Annotated in this window: 21 protein-coding genes; 8 read left to right on the forward strand and 13 right to left on the reverse strand. The window is 65.2% G+C overall.

The annotated features are described in order from the left end of the window. Positions 1-59: 59 nt before the first annotated feature. Both DT603_RS10335 and DT603_RS10340 read left to right on the forward strand, forming a co-directional pair. Positions 60-2,129 carry an alpha/beta hydrolase family protein gene (locus DT603_RS10335; protein WP_162349803.1) on the forward strand — a complete coding sequence of 690 codons (2,070 nt, stop codon included), beginning with the start codon at positions 60-62 and terminating at the stop codon, positions 2,127-2,129. A gap of 75 nt (positions 2,130-2,204) precedes the next feature. Continuing rightward, positions 2,205-3,455, forward strand: a complete 1,251-nt coding sequence (locus tag DT603_RS10340) for a DUF819 family protein (RefSeq protein WP_343037751.1) — start codon at positions 2,205-2,207, stop codon at positions 3,453-3,455. 45 nt (positions 3,456-3,500) lie between these two features. Here DT603_RS10340 and DT603_RS10345 read toward each other — a convergent pair whose 3' ends face one another. The 12 genes from DT603_RS10345 to DT603_RS10400 form a co-directional block, all read right to left on the reverse strand. Beyond that, positions 3,501-4,730, reverse strand: coding sequence for a Tle-like phospholipase domain-containing protein (locus tag DT603_RS10345; protein ID WP_162349804.1), 1,230 nt, complete (start codon positions 4,728-4,730; stop codon positions 3,501-3,503). Positions 4,731-4,807: 77 nt separating this feature from the next. Then, positions 4,808-5,563, reverse strand: a complete 756-nt coding sequence (locus DT603_RS10350; RefSeq protein ID WP_162349805.1) for an ankyrin repeat domain-containing protein — start codon at positions 5,561-5,563, stop codon at positions 4,808-4,810. 223 nt (positions 5,564-5,786) lie between these two features. Continuing rightward, positions 5,787-6,011: a YbdD/YjiX family protein gene (locus DT603_RS10355; RefSeq protein WP_162349806.1), complete on the reverse strand. Its 225-nt coding sequence runs from the start codon at positions 6,009-6,011 to the stop codon at positions 5,787-5,789. Positions 6,012-6,018: 7 nt separating this feature from the next. Further along, the gene (locus tag DT603_RS10360) at positions 6,019-8,088 is read right to left on the reverse strand and encodes a carbon starvation CstA family protein (protein ID WP_162349807.1); all 2,070 of its coding nucleotides are present in this window, start codon (positions 8,086-8,088) and stop codon (positions 6,019-6,021) included. A 141-nt stretch (positions 8,089-8,229) separates the two neighbouring features. After that, on the reverse strand, positions 8,230-9,231 hold the full coding sequence (corA, locus tag DT603_RS10365; RefSeq protein WP_162349808.1) for a magnesium/cobalt transporter CorA: 1,002 nt from the start codon (positions 9,229-9,231) through the stop codon (positions 8,230-8,232). Positions 9,232-9,302: 71 nt separating this feature from the next. Beyond that, positions 9,303-11,342: a glycoside hydrolase family 97 protein gene (locus DT603_RS10370; RefSeq protein WP_162349809.1), complete on the reverse strand. Its 2,040-nt coding sequence runs from the start codon at positions 11,340-11,342 to the stop codon at positions 9,303-9,305. 48 nt (positions 11,343-11,390) lie between these two features. Then, positions 11,391-12,641, reverse strand: a complete 1,251-nt coding sequence (locus DT603_RS10375; RefSeq protein ID WP_211368384.1) for a lipoprotein N-acyltransferase Lnb domain-containing protein — start codon at positions 12,639-12,641, stop codon at positions 11,391-11,393. Continuing rightward, entirely contained in the window at positions 12,607-13,482 is an 876-nt protein-coding gene (locus tag DT603_RS10380; RefSeq protein WP_162349811.1) for a CorC family transporter, read from the reverse strand. Before DT603_RS10380 ends, DT603_RS10375 begins: the two co-directional genes overlap by 35 nt. A gap of 60 nt (positions 13,483-13,542) precedes the next feature. Further along, positions 13,543-14,163 carry a hypothetical protein gene (locus tag DT603_RS10385; protein ID WP_162349812.1) on the reverse strand — a complete coding sequence of 207 codons (621 nt, stop codon included), beginning with the start codon at positions 14,161-14,163 and terminating at the stop codon, positions 13,543-13,545. Positions 14,164-14,165: 2 nt separating this feature from the next. After that, positions 14,166-14,657 carry an rRNA maturation RNase YbeY gene (ybeY, locus tag DT603_RS10390; RefSeq protein WP_162349813.1) on the reverse strand — a complete coding sequence of 164 codons (492 nt, stop codon included), beginning with the start codon at positions 14,655-14,657 and terminating at the stop codon, positions 14,166-14,168. Between the two features lie 105 nt (positions 14,658-14,762). Then, on the reverse strand, positions 14,763-15,746 hold the full coding sequence (locus DT603_RS10395) for a PhoH family protein (protein WP_162349814.1): 984 nt from the start codon (positions 15,744-15,746) through the stop codon (positions 14,763-14,765). 7 nt (positions 15,747-15,753) lie between these two features. Next, positions 15,754-16,053, reverse strand: coding sequence for a hypothetical protein (locus DT603_RS10400; RefSeq protein WP_162349815.1), 300 nt, complete (start codon positions 16,051-16,053; stop codon positions 15,754-15,756). A gap of 225 nt (positions 16,054-16,278) precedes the next feature. Between DT603_RS10400 and DT603_RS10405 the strand changes: the two genes are divergently transcribed. From DT603_RS10405 to DT603_RS10420, 4 genes are all read left to right on the forward strand, one after another. Next, positions 16,279-16,893: a TetR/AcrR family transcriptional regulator gene (locus DT603_RS10405; RefSeq protein ID WP_343037748.1), complete on the forward strand. Its 615-nt coding sequence runs from the start codon at positions 16,279-16,281 to the stop codon at positions 16,891-16,893. Positions 16,894-16,909: 16 nt separating this feature from the next. Continuing rightward, a complete protein-coding gene (locus tag DT603_RS10410) occupies positions 16,910-17,851 on the forward strand; it encodes an HlyD family secretion protein (protein ID WP_162349926.1) in 942 nt (313 codons plus the stop codon). 180 nt (positions 17,852-18,031) lie between these two features. Next, positions 18,032-18,955, forward strand: a complete 924-nt coding sequence (locus DT603_RS10415) for an ATP-binding cassette domain-containing protein (RefSeq protein ID WP_162349927.1) — start codon at positions 18,032-18,034, stop codon at positions 18,953-18,955. Then, the gene (locus tag DT603_RS10420) at positions 18,952-20,037 is read left to right on the forward strand and encodes an ABC transporter permease (protein WP_162349817.1); all 1,086 of its coding nucleotides are present in this window, start codon (positions 18,952-18,954) and stop codon (positions 20,035-20,037) included. The genes DT603_RS10415 and DT603_RS10420 overlap by 4 nt, the downstream gene beginning before the upstream one ends. A gap of 72 nt (positions 20,038-20,109) precedes the next feature. On the opposite strand, the gene miaB is transcribed toward DT603_RS10420, so the two are convergent. After that, a complete protein-coding gene (gene miaB / locus DT603_RS10425; protein ID WP_162349818.1) occupies positions 20,110-21,549 on the reverse strand; it encodes a tRNA (N6-isopentenyl adenosine(37)-C2)-methylthiotransferase MiaB in 1,440 nt (479 codons plus the stop codon). A 216-nt stretch (positions 21,550-21,765) separates the two neighbouring features. Here miaB and DT603_RS10430 point away from each other — a divergent pair, with 216 nt between their 5' ends. Together DT603_RS10430 and petA are read left to right on the forward strand one after the other, a co-directional pair. Next, the gene (locus DT603_RS10430; RefSeq protein WP_162349819.1) at positions 21,766-22,719 is read left to right on the forward strand and encodes a lytic transglycosylase domain-containing protein; all 954 of its coding nucleotides are present in this window, start codon (positions 21,766-21,768) and stop codon (positions 22,717-22,719) included. A 162-nt stretch (positions 22,720-22,881) separates the two neighbouring features. Then, positions 22,882-23,502 (forward strand): ubiquinol-cytochrome c reductase iron-sulfur subunit, encoded by a 621-nt coding sequence (petA, locus tag DT603_RS10435; protein WP_162349820.1) that lies wholly within the window; start codon positions 22,882-22,884, stop codon positions 23,500-23,502. Positions 23,503-23,504 lie beyond the last annotated feature (2 nt).

The following is a 23,504-nucleotide window of genomic DNA, read 5'->3' on the forward strand; positions in this document are numbered from 1 at the left end:
CTTTGCGCCGCGCTGCTGTTACAGCCTAACATCGGGTTTTCCTGTGACCGGAGCCCCGGATGAACCTGCGTACCGCCCTGCTGCCCCTTTGCCTGCTGGCCGCGTTGCCCGCGACTGCCGCGACCCGTGGCTTCGACGTGCGCGACATGGTGGCGCTGGACCGCGTGTCGTCGCCGGTACTCTCGCCCGATGGGCGCATCCTGGTTTTCGCCCAGCGCGAGATGGACAAGGAAGTGACCAAGGGGACGACCGGCTTGTGGATGCGCAACCTGGTCACCCGCGACATGGCCCCGCCGAAGCGCTTGACGCCGGTGGCCTGGAACGTCAACTCGCCCGAATTTTCGGCCGACGGCCAGACGGTGTACTTCCTCAGCGCCAAGTCGGGCACCCAGCAGCTGTATTCGGTACCGGTGACCGGTGGCGTGCCGAAACAGCTGACCGCCTTCGCACTGGACGTGGGCAGCTACAAGCTGTCGCCGGATGGCTCGCACCTGGCCTTCAGCGCCGAGACCTTTGTCGACTGCAAGTCCGATTTCGCCTGCACGCAGAAGAAGCTCGACGACACCAAGGCGAAGAAGAGCACCGGTGTAATCCATGACCAGCTGTTCGTACGCCACTGGGATACCTGGGGCGACGGACGCCGTAGCCGGCTGTTCGTCTCCGCGTTGCCGGCCGGCAAGGCCAAGGCCGCCGCCACGGCCGTTTCCCTCACCGACACGCTGGATGGTGACGCGCCTTCCAAGCCGTTCGGGGATGCCAGCGAATACACCTGGGCGCCGGATGGAAAGTCGCTGGTGGCTGGCATTCGCGTGGCGGGCAAGGGCGAGGCCTGGTCCACCAACTTCGACCTCTACCGCCTGTCCGTCGATGGCAGTGCCGCACCGGTCAACCTGACCGCGGCCAACAAGGCCTGGGATATGGGTCCGGTGTTCAGTGAAGACGGCAAGACCCTGTTCTATCGCGCGATGAAGCGCCCGGGTTTCGAAGCCGATCGCTTCGCGCTGATGAGCATGGACGTGGCCAGCGGCCAGGTGCGCGAGCTCGCCGCACACTGGGACCGTTCGGCCGACGGCATCACCTTGTCGGCGGACGGCAAGAGCCTGTACACCACCGCGCAGGACGTCGGCCAGCATCCGCTGTTCAACGTCGAGATCGCCACCGGCAAGGTCGAGCAGATCGTCGGCGACGGAACCATCGCCGAGTTCGACATCGCCGGCGACACCCTGGCCTTTACCCGCAACACGTTGCAGACCGGCGACCAGTTGTTCACCACGACTACCGTGCCGGGTGCGCCGCTGCGTGCGATCACGGCCAGCACGGGCGAGCGCCTCAAGGACGTGGCGTTCGGTGCAGCCGAGCAGTTCGATTTCAAGGGTGCCGCTGGCGACACCGTCCACGGCTACGTGGTCAAGCCGTGGAACTACGTGGAAGGAAAGAAGTATCCGGTCGCCTTCCTGATCCACGGCGGGCCGCAGGGCAGCTTCGGCAATGGCTGGAGCTACCGCTGGAATCCGCAGACCTACGCGGGCCAGGGCTATGCGGTGGTCATGATCGATTTCCACGGTTCCACCGGCTACGGCCAGGACTTCACCGATGCGATCAGCCAGGACTGGGGCGGCAAGCCGCTGGAGGACCTGCGGAAAGGCTGGGCCGCCGCACAGAAGAAGTACACGTTCCTGGATGGCAAGAACGCCTGCGCGCTGGGCGCCAGCTACGGCGGCTACATGGTCAACTGGATAGCCGGCAACTGGAACGAACCGTGGAAGTGCCTGGTCAACCACGACGGTGTATTCGATACGCGCTCGATGGCCTACATCACCGAGGAACTCTGGTTCAGCGAATGGGAGAACGGCGGCACGCCCTACGAGAACCCGAAGGCCTACGAGAAGTTCAACCCGGTCAACCACGTGGCCAAGTGGCGCGTGCCGATGCTGGTGGTGCAGGGCGGCAAGGACTTCCGGGTTCCCGAGGACCAGGGCCTGTCCGCGTTCACCGCGCTGCAGCGCAAGGGCATCGAGTCGAAGCTTTTGTATTTCCCCGATGAAAACCACTGGGTGCTGAAGCCGCAGAACAGCGTGTTGTGGCATGACACCGTCAACGGCTGGCTGAAGCAGCACCTGGGGCAGTAACCGGCTGCATGGCGCGCGCTACCGGCCACGCCGGCAGCGCGCGTCTCCATCACTGCGGGAGCCGGAACCATCGCAATCGACAACACGGCGCCTTCGTCCGCGCTGATCACCAACGACATCGTGCTGTTCGGGCTGATCGCCGCGACCCTGGGCGCAGTGTTCTGGACCGCGTCGCGCGAGACCGGCCCGTGGAAGAAGTTCTACACCTACGTGCCGGCGCTGCTGCTCTGCTATTTCATTCCAGGCATCTACAACAGCGTGGGCCTGATCGACGGCGCTGCGAGCAAGCTCTACAACCCGGTGGCCAGCCGCGTGCTGCTGCCGGCGGCGCTGGTGCTGCTGACCCTGACCATCGACCTGAAGGGCGTGCTGAAGCTGGGGCCGAAGCTGCTGGTGATGTATGCCGCTGCATCGATCAGCGTGATACTGGGCGCAGTCGTTGCTTTCGCGGTGATGGACTTTCTCCATCCCCAGACCGTTGCCGGCGACACCTGGGGCGGCATGGCGGCGCTGGCCGGAAGCTGGATCGGCGGCGGCGCCAACATGATGGCCATGCAGGTGGCGTTCGATGTCGACCAGACCACGTTCAGCCAGTTCGTCGTGGTCGACGTCGCGGTCGGTTATGTGTGGATGGCGGTGTTGATTTTCCTGGCCAACCGCGCGCCGGCAATCGATGCGCGCACGGGTGCCGATACGCGCGCGATCGAAGAGCTGAAGGAGCGGCTGGCCAGCTTCCAGAAGCGGCATGAACGCGTGACCACGCTGACCGACCTGATGGTCATCCTGGCCATCGCTTTCGGCACGGTCGGCCTGGCGCATGCGGTCGCGGGCCCTGCATCGACATGGTTCGGCGCGTTTGCATGGGCCAGGCAGGTCAGCCTGCACGAACCCTTCGTCTGGGTCGTCGTGCTGTCCACCTTCGTCGGCCTGGGCCTGAGCCTGACGCGTGCGCGCGCGCTGGACGGGGCCGGGGCATCGAAGATCGGCTCCCTGTTCCTGTACATCCTGATCGCCTGCATCGGCATGCAGATGGACATCGGCAAGCTGGCCGACAGGCCCTGGCTGCTGGCGCTGGGCGTGATCTGGATCCTGGTGCACATCGTCCTGCTGGCGCTGCTGGCCAGAGTGTTGCGCGTGCCTTTTTTCTATTTCGCAATGGGCTCGCAGAGCAATATCGGCGGCCCCGCGTCGGCGCCGGTGGTCGCCTCGGTATTCCATCCCTCGCTGGCCCCGGTCGGCGCGCTGCTGGGCGCGCTGGGCTATGCCACTGGCACGGTAGCGGCGTACGTAGTCGGGATCGTGTTGCGATCCATGGCCGGCGCCTGAGGCCGGCCAAGTACGCGCGGGTTTGAAGCCGCCGGACGCCTGCTTCTAGAAGTGGGCGGCGCGGTGTTGGCGGGGGTCCGCAAGCTGCGGCGCCTGGACCTGCAGTTGCTGATCCTGCGCACGCAACTGCGCCGCGCTGACCTGCGCCGGGGCCTGGCCGGCCTGTTGCGCATCGATCCTGCTGCGCTGGTGCGCGGGATCCTGCAGGCCGCCCTGCACGGAGAAAATGCCGTGCTCGCGATCCGACACCAGCAGGTGGTCGATGCGCGTCAGGCCGTCCGTACGCGCGCGCGCGGCGACGCTCGCGGCGGTATTGAAGAAGCGCTCGCCGTCCTCCAGCCCCAGTTGTCCGCGTTGTCCTGCGAGGCCATCGACCGCACTGCGTAGCAAGCCATTGGATGTGCTGCCGGCATCGCCAATGGTGGCCGGCCCGGCGCCAGGATTGCGCTCGCGTAGCTTCAACTGGGCCAGGTCCTGCGCTTCCATCACGGCATCGATGAAATGCAGGTCGAGGCGATGCATGAGCATGCGGCCGGGAACCAGGCGCTCGAAGAACGTGAGTGGGTCGGGATCGGGCAATTCGATCCTGTGGCCGGCCGCATCGGGCATTGCCCATTTCAGGGGAATGCTGTCTTCCTGCAGGTGGGTCAGCAACTCATTCCTGACATGGTAGGTGCGGATCAGGCCCTGGGCGGCTTCGTGCTTGAGCACGCCGGCATCCATGCCGTAGCGCTCCAGGGTCCGGTCGTGCACGCCGGCCGCGTTGAAGGTCACGGCGGGGACTTCCGTGACCATGCTTGCCGCAGCCGCGAGGCCACCACCCAGGGAGTGGCCGGCGAAAATCACGTCCGCGCCGAAAGCGTCCCGCGCTTTCTGCCCCAGGGTGATGGCGCGACCATACTGCGCGTCCTCCAGGCCAAGCCCCTGGGCGAAATTGTGCTTCCAGTCGCGACCCTCGTCGGTGCCCGCGAACGCCAGCACCACGTGTCCCTGCACGTCCCGATAGAACGAAGCGTCGAAGCCGCTCTTGGCATCGTGCATGAGCCCCGGATGGATGCCGGCGGCGCGCACCTCATCGTCGCCCATGCGCGCCCAGCTGCCAGGCAATGGCGCCGCGTTGCCCGCCAGGCCGCGCCGCAGGTCGGTCACCACGTAGTTGTCCTGCAGCAGGCTCGACAGCTCGCGATCGATGACGTGGGGTTGCTGGCCTCGCACCTCGCCGGCGAAACCGGTGCCGTGCGTCGGCGGGGAAGAACCGTTCCTTGAATCATCCATTCGCAAATCCTTGCGTGTCGGCCTGGGCCGCCTGGACATGCTTCCGGGCCGCGCAGGTTGCTTCCTGATGGACCTGACTATTGCCGGGGTATCGCGTGCGCAGCCAGCCAGTCACGCACTTTCTGGCGCGCCGCCCTGCCGCTGGCATTGAGTCTTGAGTCGGATCCCGCGAACAACGCATCCTGGAACGTCGCTCCCCGCTGGTTTGCCTGCAGGGGATCGAGGCCGGCCTGCAGCAACTGCAGCACCCGCTCGGCGTCGTTTACATTGGCCGCGACGTGCAGCAGCGAATCGCCCATCGCGTCGGTATGGTGAAGATCGGCGCCGGCGGCGACCAGCATGTCGAACTGGGGGTTGCGTCGGCTTTCCACCGTGCGGAAAAGTGGTGTCCAGCCCAGCCCCGGGCGTGCGATGTCGACCGGCGCCTTGTGGGCGATCAAAACGCGCAGGTACTGCGGATCGTCCACCATGGCGGCCATGTGCACCACGGTTTCATCGTCCATGCCGGTCAGGGCGGGATCCGCACCGGCGTCCAGCAGCGCCGACAACGAGCCAGGTTGCTGGTTCCAGATCGCCCACTCGAGCAGGGTGACATTGTCATCGCCATGCGCAGACAGGTCGGCCAAGGAGGCGAGCGCGCGGATGCGGGCCACGTTGCCTTCAGCGACCGCTTCGGCCAGCGGCTTGATCGCCGGCTCATGGAAGGGAAGGGCGGCGTCCTTGCGTGGTGCGGACATGCTGGTCTGCTCCTTTGCACCGACCGGGTCGGCGGCACATGAAACCATCAGGAGGGAAGTCGCGAGTGCCGCCAAGGCGGGGGCCTGCTTGCGCATTGCGGTGTCCTTTCCGGCTGCGTGGCTTGGATCGCGCGACGTGATGTCCCTTGCGACGCACCGATCCTAGCACCGGCTTGCCGGCGCCGGTGTTCCAATTCCGTTAGCCCTCGCGAATTGTGCAAGCGATCCCGTATCGCACCAGCCAGCAAGGATCGATGCAGTGGAACTCAGGGCCGGGCGTTGCGCCGCGGCCACTCATGGTCACCTCAACTGCGTGCTTTCAGCAGCAGCGAAACCCCTTGCCGCCGCCGAAGCGTGCTTCCTGGCGTTCGCGGAAGAAGGTCTTGTAGTCCATCGGTTCGCGATCGGGATGCTTTTCCAGCACATGCCGCACGTAGTTGTCGTAATCGGGCACACCACAGCACAGGCGCGCGGTCTGCACCAGGCGTCGCCATACGCGGCGATGCGCCTGGTACTGGCCAACGGGGACCAGATCGGTTCCCATCAGCGCTTCACAGTCCGACCAACGCGTTGGGATCGACCTTCACATACGGCGTCTCACGGTCGCTGCGCTGCGGGTTGGCGCGTGCCTTGCGCACGGCGCCTACCGCATAGACCAGCACGCTGAACACAACGAACAGGAACAGCGCGGTCAGCACGGTATTGACGTAGCTGTTGGTCGCGATCTGCTGCATCTGCTCGATGCTCTTGGCCGGTGCCACGATCTCGCCCGCATTGATGCCGGCGCGGTACTTGGCGGCCTGTGCCAGGAAGCCGACGGCCGGGTTCGAATCGAAGATCTTGATGAAGCCGGCAGTGACGGTGCAGATCAGCAGCCAGGTGGCTGGCAGGATGGTGACCCAGGCATAGCGGTCGCGCTTCATCTTGAACAGCACCACCGTGCACAGCATCAGCGCGATGCCGGCCAGCATCTGGTTGGCGATGCCGAACAGCGGCCACAAGGTGTTGATGCCACCCAGCGGATCGACCACGCCCTGGTACAGGAAGTAGCCCCACAAGGCCACGCAACCGGCGGTGGCGATGACGTTGGCGCCCCAGGATTCGGTGCGGCGCAAGGCTGGCGCAAAGGTGCCCAGCAGGTCCTGCAGCATGAAGCGGCCGGCACGCGTCCCCGCATCGACCGCGGTCAGGATGAAGAGGGCTTCGAACAGGATCGCGAAGTGGTACCAGAACGCCATGGAGTTCGCGCTTGGCATCACGTTGTGCAGGATGTGCGCGATACCCACCGCCAGGGTCGGCGCGCCACCGGCGCGCGAGAGGATGGTCTTCTCGCCAATGTCGGTGGCGGTGGCGGTCAGCATGTCGGGAGTGACGGTGAAGCCCCATTCGGTGATCTTGGCCGCGGCCGAAACCGCGTCAGTGCCGATCACGGCAGCCGGGCTGTTCATGGCGAAGTAGATGCCCGGCTCGATCACCGAGGCGGCCACCAGCGCCATGATCGCGACGAACGATTCCATCAGCATGCCGCCATAGCCGATGTAACGGATATGGCCTTCGCTGGCCAGCAGCTTGGGCGTGGTGCCGGACGAAATGAGTGCATGGAAGCCCGAAACCGCACCGCAGGCGATGGTGATGAACAGGAACGGGAACAGGCCGCCTTTCCAAACCGGACCGGTGCCGTCGGTGAACTGGGTGAGCGCCGGCATCTTCAGCTCGGGCATCACGATCACGATGCCGATGGCCAGCGCGACGATGGTGCCGATCTTGAGGAAGGTGGACAGGTAGTCACGCGGCGCCAGGATCAGCCACACCGGCAGCACCGCGGCGACGAAACCGTAGCCGATCAGCATCCAGGTGATCTGGGTGCCGGTGAAGGTGAACGCCGGGCCCCAGACGGGATGCGCGCCGACCTTGCCGCCCAGCCAGATGGAGAGCAGCAACAATGCAATGCCGACGATGGAGATCTCGCCGATCCTGCCGGGGCGGATGTAGCGCATGTACACGCCCATCAACACCGCGATGGGGATGGTGGCCATCACGGTGAACATGCCCCAAGGGCTTTCCGCCAGCGCCTTCACCACGATCATCGCCAGCACCGCCAGGATGATGATCATGATCAGGAACGCGCCGAACAGGGCGATGGTGCCGGGAATCCTGCCCATTTCCTCGCGTACCAGGTCGCCGAGTGAACGCGCGTCGCGGCGGCTTGAGATGAACAGGACCATGAAGTCCTGGACGGCGCCGGCCAGCACCACGCCGGTAATCAGCCACAACATGCCGGGCAGGTAGCCCATCTGTGCGGCGAGCACCGGTCCGACCAGCGGGCCCGCGCCCGCAATGGCGGCGAAATGGTGCCCGAAGAGCACGTGCTTGTTGGTGGGGACGAAGTCGAGTCCGTCGTTGCGCAGTACGGCCGGGGTTGCGCGGGTGGGGTCCAGTCCCATCACCTTGTCGGCGATGAACAGGCTGTAGTAGCGATACGCCACCAGGTAGATCGAAACCGCCGCGACCACTATCCACAGCGCGTTGATCTGTTCGCCACGACGCAAGGCGACGGTGCCCAGGCAGAACGCGCCGAGTACGGCGAGCGCGGCCCATGCCAACTTCGAGAAACCCTTCATGCGAACCCCTCCGGTGAACTGCCGGTAGAGTCCTCCCATGCGCGATGGGGGTCAATGTGTAACGGCGGATTCAGCCTGCAACTTTGGTCTTAATGACCTGCGCGGGACTTTGTGCAGCGCCGCATCGCCAGCCCGCGGGCCTCAAAGCCATTTGGCGCGCTTGAACATGGCATACAGTGCCCCGCAGACCACGGCCACGCCAACGATCAGCACGGGATAGGCATAGGCCTGGTCCAGCTCCGGCATGTGATGGAAGTTCATGCCGTACCAACTGGCAATCAGGGTAGGCGCGGCCAGCAGCGCCGCCCACGCACCCAGGCGCTTGACCACCTCGCCCTGGCCCAGCGTCACCAGCGACAGGTTCACGCTCAAGGCCGTGGTCAACATTTCACGCAGGGTATCCAGAGACTCGTTGACGCGCAGCGCGTGGTCGTGGACGTCGCGGAAGTACAGCCTCACTTCCTCGGGGACCAGCGCGCTCTGGGTGCGGCTGAGCTGGGCCAGCACATCCTGCAGGGGACCCACCGCCAGGCGCATCTTGCTCAGTTCGCGCTTCAGTTCGTACAGCCGCACCACCGTGTCGCGGCTGTAGGTGTCGGCGAAGATCGCCTGCTCCAGCGAATCGGCGGTATCGCGGAACTCGTCGATGATCGGACGGTAGTTGTCGACGATGAAATCCAGTACCGCGTACAGGCCATACGACGGCCCCAGCACCAGCAGTTCGCGTTCGCGCTCCACCCGTTCACGCACCGGCGCATACGACAGCGACGCGCCGTGGCGCACGGTCACCAGATAGCGCGGCCCCACGAACACATGGGTTTCGCCGTAGACGATCTTCTCGTCCACCACCTGCGCGGTGTGGGTGACCACGAACATGGAATTGCCATAGGCCTCCACCTTGGGCCGCTGGTGCGCGTTCTGCGCATCCTCCACGGCCAGATCGTGCAGGCAGAACTCTTCCTGCAGTTTCTCCAGTATCTCGTCGGCCGGCTCGTACAGTCCCACCCATACGAAACTGCCATCGTCCTGCGCCAGTACGTCGCTGATCGCATCCAGGGTGATGTCGTGGCGCTGGCCTTCCTTGTCATAGACGACGCAGTTGATTACGCAGGAGGGAAGCACGGGCTTGTTCAAATAATTCATAGGTGCGAATCGTGCGCCACCGCGGCCGGCCCGGCAAGCCGCGCGAACTGCGCCGAGCGCACAGCGGGCCTTTATCGGGCGACGAAACGGATCGCCTGGCCGCCGCCCGGCGCCAGCCGCAGGGTCAGCGTGTCGGCACTGGTGACGCTGCGTTCCTCGATCACGATGTCCTGCGGGGCGCGCTTCCAGTCTGCCTTGTCACCATCGCGGTAGATCTGCGCCACATACTTTCGCCCAGGTTGCAGGAACGACAGCGGTGCCTGCAGTTCCCGCGCTTCCTCGTCCGACACCGAGCCCAGGTACCAGTCGTCCGAATTGCGGTCCTTGCGCACGATGGTCACGTAGTCGCCGACTTCGCCATTGAGCACCCGGGTCTCGTCCCAGTCCACCGGCACGTCCTCGATGAACTTGAACGGGCCGGGATTCTTCTCGTAGTTCTCCAGCAGATCGGCGGCCATCTGGATCGGACTGTAGATCACCACGTACAGGGCCAGCTGCTTGGCCCAGGTGGTGGCCACGCCGTCGGGCGCGCGCGTCTTCATGCCGAAGATGCCGGGCGTGTAGTCCATGGGCCCGGCCAGCAGGCGGGTGAATACCAGGTTGGCCTCGTGTTCGGGTGGGTTGCCAGGCACGCCCCAGGCGCTGAACTCCATGCCCCTGGCACCTTCCCGCGATATCCAGTTGGGATAGGTGCGGCGAAGGCCGGTGTCCTTGATGGGTTCGTGCGGGTTGACGGCGATATGGCGCTTGGCCGCCTCGGTGACCACCTTGAGATGATGACGCGCCATGTCCTGGCCTTCATGCCAGGCGTAATGCACCTTGCCGGCCAGGCCCATGACCTTGGCCTGGCCGGCATCGGCGACATAGCCGGTCTTGACCGCGTTGATGCCCAGCCGCTGGTACAGGTCGAAGGCCGCGTCCATCTGCGATTCATAATGCGCGGCGTTGCCGGAGGTCTCGTGATGGCCGATCAGTCGCACGTTCCTCGACTTCGCGTACGCGGCGAGCTTTTCGATATCGAAATCCGGATACGGCTGGGTGAAGCTGAAGTCCTCGCCATTGCCGAACCAGTCGCCATCCCAGCCCACGTTCCAGCCTTCGACCAGCACGCCACCGAAGCCGTGCCTGGCAGCGAAGTCGATGTGCTTCATCACGTTTTGATTGGTGGCGCCATGCTTGGGGCCGGACGCCCACGTCTTCCGGTCCAGGTGCATTTCCCACCACACCCCCACGTACTTCATCGGCTTGACCCAGGACACATCCCCGAGCGTGTTGGGTTCGTTGAGGTTGAGGATCAGCGACGAAGTCACCAGCCCGCCGGCATCGTCGGACACCTGCAACGTGCGCCAGGGCGTGTTGAACGGTGCATTGCGCACCACCTTGCCATCGCCGATGCCGGGCGTCAGGTCGGCCCTGAGCTTGCGGCCTTCGATGCGCGTGAGGTTCATGCCGGCGTAGTCGACCAGCGCGGCCTCATGGATGGACAGGTGCAGGCCGTTGTCGGTGCGCAGGGTGATGGGGGTCTGCGCATCGCCGACTTCCTGCAGTGGCGTGCGGTGGTAGAGGTATTCCTCGCGGTTCCATTCGCCGGCCGGAATCCACCACGCGGTCGCCGGCTCGGCGATGTTGAACTCGGTCAGTTCGCTGCCGATCCTCACCTGCTCCAGGCCGGGCTGCTTCGGGAATTCGTAGCGGAAACCCAGGCCGTCGTCATAGACGCGGAACACCACGTCGATGCTGCGCTTGGGTGCAGTCTTTTCCTTCAGGGTGACGCGGAGCTCGTTGTAGTGGTTGCGGATGCGGCGGCGCTCGCCCCAGGGCTGCTCCCAGCTCTGGTCGAAGCTGGACTCCGAATGCCGGGCGATGACGAAGTTGCGTTCGAACTTGGGCACGTCCAGGAAGATGAAGCCAAGTCGCGAAGGCGTGATGACCGGCTTGCCGCCGCGCAATACAGCGTAACTGGGCCGGCCGTCATTGTCGGTGGTGACTTCCACCGCCAGGCTGCCATCAGGCGAAGCGATGCCGACCTTCGGTAGGACCGGAGCCGACGGCGCCGCCAGCACCTGGGTGGAAACGCACAGGACGGTCAGCGCGAACAGGCGAAGGAGCATGCGGGCATCCGGGTAGCGGCAATGAGCCCGCATCCTGCGCCAGTGGACTCACCGCAACAAGCTGGGTCGCCGGCCGAATACGTATGCAAGCGCCGCATGCACCGGCAGCAGCAGGGCGATCCAGCTCTGGTTGTACTGTAGTGCAAAGGGCAGCCAGTGGATGATCCACGCCACTGCCGCGAGTCCGGCGACGGTCATCAACAGCCAGCCGAACCACGCTGCAGGACGGCGCCCGCGCAGCAGGGTGACCGCCCCGGGCAGCAGCAGCAGGCACAGCGGATTGAGCAGTAGCAGGTTGCGATTGGCCCATGCCGCCTGGTGTTCGGTGAAACCCCACAGGAACACCAGCACCGCGCCGCACAGGCCGCACACCAGCCACAACGGCATGGCGAGTGCGGCCAGCAGTCGCGGCTTGCGTGGCGCCACCAGCACGATGGCCGCGGCAATCGCCAGGCCGGCCAGCAGCCACGGCCACCAGTGCCGCGGCTGCTCGGCTGGTTCCGGCGAGATGCGGTGCTCGACAAGAACCTGCTCGGCCTGCACCAGCGGGCGCCCCGCCGCGTTCTTTGCCTCGCGCAGGCTGTCGGCCAGGCGCATCGGCACGTAGGCCTCTTCCCAGCGCGACATCGGCACATCCGCATACGGCCCCAGGCCGATGTCGAAACCCAGCCACATCCACGGCACCGGCGAGACCAGGCGCACCGCTTCGCTGCGGAAGGTGTTGCCCCGCGAGCGGCCGACCATCTGCGGCTTCAGCGCCCCGCCCATCGCGGTGTCCAGCGAATCGCGCACCTGGGTGGAACAGTTGGAGGTGAAGTAGTCGTAGCGGTAGCGCGCGTTTTCAGGCTTGGCGCGTTCGGCCAGTGCCGCGGCCAGCGAGCGTGCCTGGTCGGCGGGCAGGTCCAGCCACTGCAGTTTCACCCCGCGCCCGACCTCGCGGTAATAGGAGAGGTCCTGTTGCAGGGGCAGGGCGACCAGGTAGTACTGCATGTCGCCATGGGCGAAGCGGTCGACGAAGCCGGGCTCGGCCATGTCGAAGAAGCCGAAATTGTACGAGGTCGCCTCACCGGTCTGCGCATCCACCACCACTATTGCGTCGTGGCCGAAGCGCTCGAAGAAGATCTCGCCGGGCTGCATGGTCATCACGCCGATGCGCGGGGCGGCGGCGGGCGTAGCCGCCCACGCCGCATTGCCAAGCGCAAGCAACCCCAGGAACAGGGCCGGCAGCAGAAACCGGACCAGCATGTGAGCGCGGGCGGACAACCTAGTTATCGGGAAGCACGGCGACGTGGAACGCATGCACGCGGCGTGCGTCGGCTTTGGCTACGCGGAATTCGAAGCGCCCCAGGGTCAGTTCCTCGTCGGTGTCCGGCAGGTGGCCGATGGCGGCGGTGACCAGGCCGCCGACGGTGTCGTATTCGTCGTCGGGGAAGTGGGCGCCGAAACGTTCGTTGAAATCGGAAATCGGGGTAAGCGCGTCGACCACGTACTGGCCGTCGGCGTGGGCGGCGATCTGGTCGGCGCCTTCCTCGGCATCGTCGTGCTCATCGTCGATCTCCCCGACGATCTGCTCCAGCACGTCCTCGATGGTGACCAGGCCGGCGACGCCGCCGTACTCGTCGACCACGATGGCCATGTGGTTGCGCGACAGGCGGAATTCCTTGAGCAGCAGGTTGAGCTTCTTCGACTCGGGGATCAGCACCGCCGGCCGCAGCAGCTCGCGCACGTTGCCCGGCCCGTTGTCGGCGACCACACCACGCAGCAGGTCCTTGGCCAGCAGGATGCCCAGGATCTCGTCCTTGTTCTCGCCATGCACCGGGAAGCGCGAGTGGCCCGACTCCACCACTTCCTTCATCAGGTCAAGGAACCGCGAGGAGACGGGCAGCGACACCATCTGCGAACGCGAGATCATCACGTCGCCCACGGTCAGGTCGGCCACGGCGATGGCGCCTTCCATCATGCGCAGGGTGTCGCTGGCGATCAGGCCGTCGGCCTGCGCATCGCGCAGCAGCGCGACCAGGTCATCGCGTGAGGAAGGTTCGCCGGAGAACGCCGAACTGATGCGGTCCAGCCAGGTGCGCCGCTTCTCCGGATGTTTCTCGGAGGCGTCCGGCGCGGGAATACTGTCGTCTTCTGACATTGCGTGTTTGCTGGGATGCAGCCCGGGGGGAGGGCGTCGGCGGCAGTCTAGCAGGCCCGCTCAGGGGGCTGCGTCGACGGACGGCGCCGTTGCGGCCGCCGGTTCGGGATCCTCGGCCAGGTCCAGGCTGTAGCTGCAGCCGACCAGGGTCTTGCCCGGATGCGAGGCCACATTGGAGACATTGAGGACCACCGAGCGGATGAAGGTGACGCCGGCTTCGGCATTGGGTTCCTCGATGCTGACCAGTTCCTTGCCGAACATGGCCTTGGCCGGCGTGTCGATGGCGGTCTCGAGCTCAAGCTGCTTGGCCAGCGGCCGCGGGTCGGGCAGGTCGAGCAGGCCGATGATGCTGTCGCCGGTGAAGGCGATATGGTCGGTGGCGTGGCCGAACACCATGATGGGGGTGTTCAACATGAACTCGGTCATGAACAGGTTGGCTTGCGGTAGGGGACGCCAGCCCAGCGCCACGGCCTGCAGCGGATCGGCCAGCGCCGGCGCCAGGTAGTGGAAATCAGCCAGTTCCTTGCGGCACTCGATCAGGGCCGGCAGGTCGATCCGGGCCAGGTCGAGCTTTTCCGCATCGACGGCGGTAGTGGCGGCGGGAGTCGACGGAGCTGGCACGGTCTGGGCCAGCGCCGGGAATGGCAGCGACAGCGCCAGGGAAAGCAGGAGACGGCGCATGCCTAGTCCTCGATGGTGTAGGGGTCGTTGATGCCGAGTTCGGCCAGGATTTCGCGTTCCAGCTGTTCCATTGCTTCGGCCTCGCGGTCGTCTTCATGGTTCCAGCCCAGCAGGTGCAGGGCGCCGTGCACGGTCAGGTGGGCGTAGTGGGACGCAAGCTTCTTCTTCTGCTCCCTGGCCTCACGTGCCACCACCGGTGCGCAGATCACCAGGTCGCCGAGCAGCGGCATCTTGAAGCCCTTCGGCATCTTCACGCCTTCGGCGATTTCCGCCGGAAAGCTCAGCACGTTGGTGGCGTAGTCCTTGCCGCGGTAATGGCGGTTGAGTGCGCGTCCTTCCTTGGTGTCGACGATGCGCACGGCCAGGTCGGCCTCGCGGATGCGCCCGTCCAGCGCCGCGGCGACCCACTTGCGGAAGCTGACCGCCGACGGCAGTCCCGCACGCGGCAGGGCGTAGCTGACGGAGACTTCGAGTATCACGGGACCCTGGGTCATGGTTTGATTTCTGTAGAGCCGGGCTTGCCCGGCTGCTGTTGATGGTTCTGGCTGGTTCACGAATAAGCAGCCGGAAAGCCGGCTCTACAAAGAAAGGTCACTGCATCAGATCTGTTCGGCATCGGCATCCTTGCCATCGCGCGCATCGTAAGCCTGCACGATCTTCGCCACCAGCGGATGACGCACTACGTCGCGTGAAGTGAAGAAGGTGAAGCTGATTCCTTCCACCCCGCGCAGCACTTCCAGCCCGTCCTTAAGTCCGGACTTGACGTGCTTGGGCAGATCGATCTGGGTCAGGTCGCCGGTGACCACCGCGGTGCTGCCATAGCCGATGCGGGTCAGGAACATCTTCATCTGTTCGATGGTGGTGTTCTGCGCCTCGTCCAGGATCACGAACGCATCGTTGAGCGTGCGTCCGCGCATATAGGCAAGCGGCGCGATCTCGATGACGTTCTTCTCCAGCAGCTTGATCACCTTTTCCACGCCCAGCATTTCGTAGAGCGCGTCGTAGAGCGGTCGCAGGTAGGGATCGACTTTCTGGCTCAGGTCGCCCGGCAGGAAACCGAGCTTCTCGCCGGCTTCCACCGCCGGCCGCACCAGGATCAGGCGTTGCACCCGCGATTCGTTGAGTGCCTCCACCGCGCTGGCCACGGCCAGGAAGGTCTTGCCGGTGCCGGCCGGGCCAATGCCGAAGTTGATGTCATGGGTGGCGATGGCATGCAGGTAACCGGCCTGGTTGGGGCCGCGCCCGCGCACGGTGCCGCGCTTGACCTTGATGGCGACTTCCTGCGGCTCGTATCCGCCAGAAGCTACATGGGAGACGTTGGCCTCGTTGAGCCGCAGGTGGATGGCTTCACTGTCGAAAGTCTCCTCGCCGGCCTCCTGGTACAGCGCGCGCAGCAGCTTCTCGGTGGCTTTCACTTCCGCAGCAGGGCCGGTGACCTTGAAGATGTTGCCGCGGTTGGCGATTTCCACGCCAAGGCGCAATTCGATCTGGCGCAGGTGCGCGTCGAACGGGCCGGCCAGGTTGGCCAGGTGCTCGATGTTCTCGGGTTCAAGCAGGAATTCGCGTTTTTCGGTTGCAGTCATGGGTTGCTCAGTGCCTGGTCTGGTCATCGGCGTCGTCGACGCGCCATTGGTGGAATACGTAAGCCTCGTCGTCGATCAGTGCGTGATCGAAGTGCGAGGCGTCGGGCGCGTCCTCGCGTCGGACCTGGCTGGGATCTTCCTGCACCCCCGTGACACGCCAGCCGGCTTCGCGCAGAAATTCGCTGGCGCGGCGAACAGGATCCTCGGCCAGTCCGGGGATCTGGTAGCAGAGCACGAAGGCGCCACCGAATTCCTGGAAATCGGGAGTATCGGGAAGGGGTACGGCCTCGAGTACGAAGACCCACAACTTTGGGGCGTTCTGGTCGATGGCAAGCGGGCCGCAGTGGGCGGTGCAGGGTATCGCGGGCGGGTGAAGGCGACCAGACGATAACCGTTCGTCGGCAGCGACTTGCAGTTAATTAATTGATGAATTAAATATTAGTCCATGACCAGCTCTCCGCCTGTTCCCGATACGAACCCCACACCGGCCCCGCACAGAAAGGCCGCGAAGCGACGCTCGCCCGGCCGCCCGGTGGCCGACTCGCCTGACCTGCGCCTGCAACTGGTGGACGCGGCATTGGCCTGTTTCGTGCGCAAGGGCATCGCTGCGACCTCCTTGCGCGATATAGCCAGCGAGGCTGGAGTGACGCCGGCACTGCTGCATTACTACTTCGGCGACAAGGAGCAGCTGCAGGCGGAAGTGATCAGCCGCAAGATCCTTCCTGTGTTCACGGGGTTGCGCGAACCGCTGGTGAAGGCGGGGGACGACATCGCCGCGCTGATCGGGGGCTTTGTCAACGGTATCGGCGCCATCGTGGTCGAGCATCCGTGGCTGCCTGCCCTGTGGGTACGCGAGGTGCTTTGCGACGGCGGCGCGCTGCGCGACCTGCTGTTCGAACAGCTGGGGCCGCAGCTTCCGCAAATGATGGCTGGCCGCTTCGCCGAGGCCCAGGCAAAGGGACGGATCAATCCTGATCTGGATCCACGCCTGCTGATGGTTTCACTGGTGGGGCTGACCCTGTTCCCGGCCGCAGGCGCTCCGATCTGGCGGCGCCTGTTCAACGCCGATGACCTCAATTTCGACACCGTGCGCCTGCATACGCTTTCTTTGCTGGATCGCGGATTGGAGCTGGACCGTGAGCAATAGGAAAACGCTTCCTCTGATGCTTCTGTGTGCGCTGGCCTTGTCGGCCTGCCAACCGGGCGAATCGCAGGTGCTGGGTACGCTGGAGTGGGACCGGGTCACGCTGCCGGCGCCGGTGGCCGAGAAAATCGTGCGCATGGACGTACGCGAAGGCCAGCAGGTAGTGGCTGGCGCCCCACTGATGCAACTTGAATTGACCCGGACCCAGTCGCAGCTGGCCGTCGTGCAGGCGCAGGCGCAGCAGAGCCGTGAAGCGTTGTCCGAACTGGAAGCGGGTCCGCGCAGCGAGGAGATTGCCCAGGCCCGCGCCCAACTTTCGGCTGCGCAGGCGCAGGCCGCCGATGCCGGCGCCTACTACGCGCGCCTGCAGCCGCTGGGAAGGCAGAGACTGGTGGCCGCCGCCGACGTGGATCGGGCGCGTGCCGCGGCCGGCAACGCCCAGGCGCAGGTGCGCGCAGCGCAGTCGGCCCTGCTCGAACTGGAGCGCGGTACGCGCAGCGAGCAGGTCGCGCAGGGGCGATCGGCGGTCGCTGCCGCGGAGGCCCAGGCCTTGGCCCAGAGCGTCTCGCTGGAAAAGCTCAATGTCGTCGCGCCGCGCGCAGGCCGCGTGGACAGCCTGCCCTACAAGCTGGGCGACCAGGCGCCGGTGGGTTCGCCGCTGGCGATCCTGCTGGTGGGCGACGCTCCTTACGCACGCGTGTACGTGCCGGAGCCGATGCGCGTGAACGTCAGGGTGGGGCAGATGGCGCGCGTGTTCGTCGACGGTCGCGAGGCTGCCTTTGACGGCCGCGTGCGCATGATTCGCAGCGAGCCGAGCTTTACGCCGTATTACGCGCTGTCCGGCCGTGATGCGGAGCGACTGAGCTACCTGGCCGAAATCACCCTGGACAAGGCCGATGCCGACCTGCCCGCCGGGATGCCGGTGCGCGTCGAGTTTGCGGCGACTGCAGATGGAAAGTAGTTTCCGTGGTGTTGCTTACGCTTGTCACTGCCGCAAAGGGGGGTGCCCAGCGCCTTCGGCTCGCGGGGTTCGGCTTGGAGCGCATGAGCAAAGTCACCGGGTTTCCGCCTTCGCGGGAATGACGGATGTTTTCTGCCTCGGTTCCACTGCATGATCCCGCACGAATCCAGCGATACGGTCATCCGCGCGCGCGGGCTGAGCAAACGCTTTGGAGCGATGCAGGCCGTCGATGGCGTGGACCTGAACGTACCGCGTTCCAGCGTGTATGGATTCCTTGGGCCGAACGGTTCCGGGAAATCCACCACCATCCGCATGCTGTGCGGCCTGCTGACGCCGAGCGCGGGCGAGATCGAGGTGCTGGGCCTGAAGATTCCGCAGCAGGCCGAGGAACTGCGCAAGCGTATCGGCTACATGACCCAGAAATTCTCGCTGTACGAAGACCTCACGGTGCGCGAGAACCTGGAATTTCTGGCCACCGTGCAAGGGTTGCCGAAAGACAGGCGCCGTTCGCGCATAGAGGAACTGCTTGGCGCCTACAACCTTGCCGATCGCGCCAGGCAGCTCGCCGGCACGATGAGCGGAGGACAAAAGCAACGCCTGGCGCTTGCCGGCGCCATTGTCCACAAGCCGGAGCTGCTGTTCCTGGACGAACCCACCAGCGCGGTCGATCCGGAATCGCGTCGCGATTTCTGGGAGAAGCTCTTCGACCTGGCCGATGCCGGCACCACCATCCTCGTCTCCACCCATTACATGGACGAAGCGGAGCGCTGCCATCGCATCGCCATCCTCGATACCGGACGCCTGGTCGCCGATGGAACGCCTGCAGACCTTACCCACGGCCTGGCCGGCCGCACTATCGGCGTGCGCGCCAGTGAGCCGCGCAAGGCACAGGCCGCCCTCCACGCCGCGCAGGGCGTAATCAGCGTGGCCCAGGTCGGCAACGACCTGCGCGTGCTGACCGACGCCGCTGCCGGAATGGAATCGCAGCTGCACGAGTTCCTGCGGTCCAGGGGCATCGCGGCGGACGTGATGCCCATAGAGCCGAACCTGGAGGACGTATTCGTTTCCGCCACCCATTCCGGGCACAAGGCGCAGGCGGCATGAAGGCGCAACAGATCTTCGCGGTGATGGTGAAGGAGTTGCGGCAGATGGCGCGCGACCGGATGACCGTGGCGATGATGCTCGGCATTCCGACACTGCAGCTGCTGCTGTTCGGCTACGCCATCAATCTGGACGTGCGTAACCTGCCTGCGGCGGTCGCCGACCTTTCCGGCACCAGCGGTTCGCGCGCGCTGACCCAGGATCTGTTCGCTACCGGCGTGATCCGGCCGGTAGCCGGCGTGCGTACGCCCCAGGAGCTGCAGACCCTGCTGCGCAAGGGCGAGATAAAGATCGGGATCGTGATTCCCTCCGATTTCGAGCGCCGCAGGATCGACGGGCGCGAGGCGTTGCAGGTCATCGTCGACGGCAGCGATACGTCGGTGCAAGCCACCGCGCGGCAGCTTGCGCAGATGCCCCTGGACGGGCGGGGGCCCAGCCGACTGCAGGGGCAGATCAGCGTGCTGCCGCTGTACAACCCGGAGCGACGTTCGGCGGTGAACGTGGTGCCGGGGCTGATAGGCGTCATCCTGACCATGACCCTGGTGATGTTCACGGCCATGGCCATCGTGCGCGAAAAAGAGCGCGGAAACCTGGAGCTGCTGATCACCACCCCTGTGTCCAGTGGCGAATTGATGGTGGGCAAGGTCCTGCCCTATATCGGCGTGGGCCTGGTGCAGACGACGGTGGTGCTGCTGCTGGGGGTGTGGCTGTTCAAGGTGCCCATCAACGGCAGCCTGTGGGGCGTGTATGGCGCGGCCATGCTGCTGATCGTCGCCAACCTGACCCTGGGCCTGCTGGTCTCCACGGCGGCCAGCACCCAGTTCCAGGCCATGCAGATGGCGTTCTTCCTGTTCCTGCCCTCAATCCTGCTGTCCGGCTTCATGTTCCCCTTCGACGGCATGCCCTGGGTGGCGCAATGGATCGCCGAAGTGCTGCCGCTGACCCATTTCGTGCGCCTGATCCGGGGCGTGGTGCTGCGAGGCGCCAGCCTGCTGGAGTTATGGCCGGACGTGCTGGCCCTGCTCGCCTTCACCGTGGTGATGATGTCGCTGGCGATCCTGCGGTTCCACAAGCGCCTGGATTGAAAACCCACTGCCCATGTTTCGTGGAATCCATTGGCGGGAGTCACGCATGCGCCACTGGCGGCGTGGCCGCCATCAGCTGACCAGGAGTTTTCCGCGCAGCGAGTTGGCCATGACCTCGGTGACTTCCACGTCGACGAACTGGCCGATCAGGCGCGCATTGCCGGGGAAATTGACGTAGCGCATGTTCTCGGTGCGCCCGGTCAGTTCGGAAGCGTCGCGGGTGCTGTGGCGTTCCACCAGCACGCGTTGCACGCTGCCGAGCATGCCCTGCGAGATGCGGGTGGAATTGGCATTGATCGCGGCCTGCAGGCGGGCCAGCCGCTGGTGCTTCACCGACTCGGGCGTTTCGTCCTCCAGGTCCGCCGCGGGCGTGCCTGGCCGGCGTGAGTAGATGAAGGAATAGGACTGGTCGAAGCCCACGTCTTCGATCAGTTTCATGGTCTTGTCGAAATCGGCATCGGTTTCACCCGGGAAGCCGACGATGAAGTCCGAGGAGATCGAGATGTCCGGCCGCACCGCCCGCAGCTTGCGGATCTTCTGCTTGAACTCCAGCGTGGTGTAGCCGCGTTTCATCGCCGCCAGGATGCGGTCGCTGCCGGCCTGCACCGGCAGGTGCAGGTAATTGGCCAGTTGCGGCACGTCGCGATAGGCCTCGACCAGCGAGTCGGAGAATTCCAGCGGGTGCGAGGTGGTGAAGCGGATGCGGTCGACCCCTTCTATTTCAGCCATGGTCCGGATCAGCAATCCCAGGTCAGCCACTTCACCTTCGCCATACGGTCCGCGATAGGCGTTGACGTTCTGGCCCAGGAGGTTGATCTCGCGCACGCCCTTGCCGGCCAGTTGCGCGATTTCCACCAGCACGTCCTCGAACGGGCGACTGACTTCCTCGCCACGGGTATAAGGCACCACGCAGAAGCTGCAGTACTTGCTGCAGCCTTCCATGATCGACACGAAGGCAGCCGGGCCGTCGGCGCGCGGTTCGGGCAGGCGGTCGAACTTCTCGATTTCGGGAAAGCTTATGTCCACCTGCGGCTGGCCGGATTCGCGTCGGGCGCGGATCAGTTCGGGCAGGCGGTGCAGGGTCTGCGGCCCGAACACCAGATCCACGTAGGGCGCGCGCTTGACGATGGCGGCGCCTTCCTGGGAGGCGACGCAGCCGCCCACTCCGATCAGGACCGGCTTGCCGTCCTTCTTCAGCGACTTCCAGCGGCCAAGCTGGCTGAAGACCTTTTCCTGGGCCCGCTCGCGGATGGAGCAGGTATTGATCAGGATGACGTCCGCTTCCTCGGGGTTGTCGGTCAGCTCCAGCCCGTCTGAATCGGCCAGCACGTCGGCCATCTTGGACGAGTCGTACTCGTTCATCTGGCAGCCGTGGGTCTTGATGAACAACTTGCCCCGGGCAGGCAGTGGCACGGGTGTTGCTTCTTTCGCGGTAGCTGGCTGTGGGTGTGGAAGCGGCAGCAGCGGCGCGGCGTCTGCGGCAGGCGGGGAGGTGGGGGCGATCCCGGGCATGGTGGGTAATCCAGGCGGGTTTTGGCGGAAGAGGCGCCTAGTTTAGCGGGGGGCGCCAAGCCATGCGGCCGCCTTGGCATGCGGCTGGCGTTTGCTTAGGCAAAGCCGCTACAACCGGCGCGTGCAATGAGAAGTGGGTCACCCTCCGCTTCCTGGAGAAATCCTTTTGTCGCACAAGCACTTGGCAATCACCGGTTTACTTGGGACACTCCGCGCATGAAGGGGGCTTCTCGAAGATTTGCGCTGCTGGCGCTGGCGGCCATGACGGCTGTGCTGGCATTGCCCGCTGCTGCCGGCACGCTATACAAGTGCACCGGCGCCGACGGCGTGCCGAGCTATGTCAGCAAGCGCATCGGCGGCTCCAGTTGCCAGGTGATCAGCCGGTATTCGCCTGGCCGGTCCGGCGGCTCGGCCATGTCCGCGCCCGTCGCTACCCGGGTTTCCTTGCCCGCAACGCCAGTTACCGCCACCGGCATGGCCGGCACGGGTTCGGTCATCACCCCAGTGGAATCCTCTTCGGCCAAGGTCGGGAGTACGGCCTCCGCCATGGCCACGACCCCGCCGCGGGCCGGAAATACCCGGCGGGTAGTCAGCGGGCAGGTCTACTCCTATATCAAGGATGGCGTTCGCCATTACACCAGCACCAAGCCCAGGGGCGCTGGCATGGTCGCGATCGCCAGCGTCCGCACCATCAAGTACAGCTTCATCGAAACCTGTTTCGCATGCGCCGCCAATCCGGGTGTCAATTTCGGCACCTTGCGCTTGAACACCGCGTCCTACCAGGCCGAGATCGCAGCCGCGGCCCGCGATTACGGCGTGGACGAGGCCATCGTGCGCGCCATCATCCACGCCGAATCCTCGTTCAATCCCATGGCGCTGTCGCACGCCGGCGCGCAGGGCCTGATGCAGCTGATGCCGGGCACGGCCCGTCGTTTCGGGGTCACCAATTCCTACGATGCCAGCCAGAACATCCGTGGGGGCGTGCAATACCTGGCCTTCCTGCTGAAGCGCTTCAATGGAAACCTGACCCTCGCCGCCGCCGGCTACAACGCGGGCGAGGGTGCGGTTGATCGCCATGGCGGCGTGCCGCCGTACCAGGAAACCCAGCGCTACGTGGTCCGGGTAGGGCAGCTGGCGGACCGTTATCGGGGCGCGGTCGGCGCACGTTGAACGCCTGCAGGCGTTCAGGCACCCACAAGTCATTGATTTACCGGCCAACGTTGTCGGTTGATTAAGGCTTCCGTTACAATTTCCCATCTTTTGTGGTCCTCGCCCGAGTAACGGCGACGGCTTTGGCAGCCTTTTGCTACCTAATGTTTTGCGGAGTGCCGGATGGCAAATGATGGGGTCAATGAGCCTGTGAATACGGGCCGACGCCGGTTCCTGACCGCGACCACGGCTGTGGTGGGCGCGGTGGGTGCCGGATTTGTAGCAGTACCGTTCATAAAGTCCTGGAATCCCAGTGCAAGGGCCAAGCTGGCCGGTGCGCCGGTGACGGCGGATCTGACCGGTTTGCAGGAAGGCCAGCGCCTGGTCTTCGAGTGGCGCGGCCAGCCGATCTGGATCGTCAAGCGTTCCAAGGCGATCCTGGACGCGTTGCCCACCCTGGACGGGCGCCTGCGCGATCCCGAGTCCACCAACAAGGAACAGCAGCCGGAATACGTGCTGAAGGGCAACCCCGAGTTCCGTTCGGTCAAGCCGGACATCTCGGTACTGGTTGGCCTGTGCACGCACCTGGGTTGCTCGCCGGAGATGGTCGCGGAGATCAAGCCCGAGCCGTACGACCCGGAATGGAAGGGCGGCTATTTCTGCCCCTGCCACAAGTCGCGCTTCGACATGTCCGGACGCGTGTTCCAGGGCGTTCCCGCACCCATCAACCTGCTGGTGCCGCCGCACTATTACCAGGACGACAACACCATCGTGATTGGTCTCGATCCACAGGGGGCCGCGTAAGC

The sequence above is a fragment of the Pseudoxanthomonas gei genome, assembly GCF_010119615.1.
Lineage (GTDB): Bacteria > Pseudomonadota > Gammaproteobacteria > Xanthomonadales > Xanthomonadaceae > Pseudoxanthomonas_A > Pseudoxanthomonas_A gei.